The sequence below is a fragment of the Oleiphilus sp. HI0117 genome, from assembly GCF_001635235.1.
In genome coordinates this window covers 1-801 of sequence record NZ_LWGA01000493.1, presented here as the reverse complement: position 1 = coordinate 801, position 801 = coordinate 1, and the positions used below count along the sequence as shown (strand labels likewise).

General features: G+C 44.8%; 1 protein-coding gene. It reads right to left on the bottom strand.

Translation table 11 applies throughout. The annotated features are described in order from the left end of the window. Window positions 1–801: choice-of-anchor Q domain-containing protein (locus A3757_RS26450; RefSeq protein WP_197469838.1), on the bottom strand; the 801-nt coding region annotated here is incomplete at both ends.

Below are 801 nucleotides of genomic sequence, written 5' to 3'. Positions count from 1 at the left end.
CTAGCCCCGTATCATAAACCCAAGCTACTGCCTCGCCTTCACTCCCCCCCGTGCGGCTGACTTTAACAGTGATGAAACCACCATCTTCGTTAACCTCATAGTTCGCAGAAGAAAAAGACAGCGTCCCGGCTATCGCTTTACGGCTACCGACTTCGTAAGCACCAATATCGCAAGCAGAATCAGCACGTACATAATAGCGTTGGTCGAGCATCTTTTCTGAGTGGCAGTATTGTCCATCGCCAGCGTCAATAGCTGGATGCTCTGGTTCTAACTCTATGGTATGTGTATAGCCACCGTTGTCTTTAAGTTCACCTAACTTAGAATCGGCAAGCAAGCTCGGATGAAGCATGTCTATCACCGCGTTATGGCCACAGGTAGAATCACTAGCAAAATTATTACCTAGAGACTCTATATTCCCTACACAGTTTTGAAAACCTGACTCTGTATATATTAAAGTATTTCTTAGACCAACTGAGCCTTTCGAACTATCTATACTTGTACCACGAGTATCTTTATCTAGCGGCAAAGCGTTATGTACTAGTGTGGAATTGATGATTTCTAGTTCGCCATCGTTCAGGTACAAGCCTCCAGAATGCAATTCAGCACTATTATTAGCGATAGTCGAGTTAATAATGACTGAGCTACCCTCAGCATTGTTATGACCAATACCGACACCTCCGGCAGATGCAGCAGAGTTACCGCTCACCTCAGAGAATGACAGTTCAATCTCGTTATAAGCGTTAATTCCTCCAGAGTGGCTAAACTGGTGCGTGGCCTTATTATTGACAATTCGGCTGTTTG